1 pseudogene is annotated in these 1,350 nt (G+C 66.4%); it reads right to left on the bottom strand.

The annotated features are described in order from the left end of the window. Nucleotides 1-1,350 (bottom strand): annotated as a pseudogene (locus tag EKA13_RS27975) (T6SS effector BTH_I2691 family protein); the annotation flags it as partial.

Here is a 1,350-nt window from a genome sequence, read left to right as displayed (position 1 = left end):
GCCAAGGACCTGCTGCTGCCAGCGGCGGAACTGCGCCTTGAAGTCGGGGTTGAAGCGCAGTTGGGTAGCGTCAGAGGCCTGGGTCGAGATCAAGGCCTGGGTAACCACCTGAGTGAGCACGTCCGTCGCGCTGGCGTAGGCCCGTTGCAAGGCCGGCGCCAGGGTCATGCTCAGGGTGTGCCAGGCCCCTTCGGCACTGCTGTTGGCCACCGTCACCAAGGTGTCGAACGCCCGCCGGGCTGTCGTGCTCAGCCCCTGGTAGGCCTTGCTCTGCGTGACCGAGGGCAGGTCGAGCACGCCTTTGAGTTCGTTCGCCCGGGTGGCAACGCTGGTGACATCCGCCGGGTTGTCGGGGTCGACGGGGCGGGTGCTGCCATCGCCCTGGCTACGGCCATCGAGCAGGCCGGTGGTGGCGAAGTTGTGCGCAACCGTGCGTACCAGTGTGGCAATTTCCGGGTTGAAGTTGAACAGCGCCGTGCCCAGCAGGGTGCTCGGTTTCACCGCCTGCCGGCACAGCCAGTCCTGCCCGGCCTCGCCGCCGCCCAACAGGGTTGCGAGGCCTTCGGCAGTCTCCAGCAAGGCGCGGCTGTGGGCCGGGTGGCAGGTGTCGAAGAACAGGGTGTCGGCATTCGGTGCAAGCCGCTCCAGCCAGTTGAGCAGGTCGCGTTCGCTGCGCTGGGCATGGGCCTCAAGCTGGGCCGCCTGGGCAGTGGCCCGGCTCAGGAAGCCTTGCAGTTCATCGAAGTGGACGTCTTCGCGCCACAGGCGTTTGTCGCGCCACTCGGCCAGGGTGCGGCGCCAGGTGCCGGGGTGCGGGAGTTTGCCCCAGCGCTGAATGAACTTCGCCTCGAGTTTTTCGACCTCCCAGCGCCACGTCCCTACGAGTACCGATTCGGGTCCGTCAACCAAGTCCCGACCCCGCTCGACGCCATCATCGGCCTTGAGCAACGTGTACAGGTCATCGGTGTAGGCACGGGTCAGCGCCGGGTCCTGGGCGACGTGCGCGGGTAGCAGCGGTGTGCAATCAAAGCCGCACAGTGCTTGTACCGCGGTGGCCGTTTGCAATTTCTCCTGGTGCTCCTGCTCGAACAGTGCCTGTTCCAGGCGCCGCCCGGTGAGGTTCAGGCTCAGGTCGTCAACCAGCGCCAACGGGTCGTCGAGGGCGATGAACAGTGCCGTGTTCTGGTCTGGCACGTAGCCACGAATCAGCGCTTCCTCGAAATCCCGCTTGAACGGCCGGTCGGGGTCGGATGGGTCGGCATCGGTGGGCAGCGTGGTGCTGAGCAGGTTCGGTGCAGGCTGGTCCTGTACGCGGATATCGGCCACGCTCTGGCCCAGTTGCACCAGTGG

Source organism: Pseudomonas defluvii (assembly GCF_001695625.1).
Classification (GTDB): Bacteria; Pseudomonadota; Gammaproteobacteria; order Pseudomonadales; family Pseudomonadaceae; genus Aquipseudomonas; species Aquipseudomonas defluvii.
Note: the sequence above shows the minus strand (reverse complement) of the source record. Positions and strands in the feature narration are given on the sequence as shown.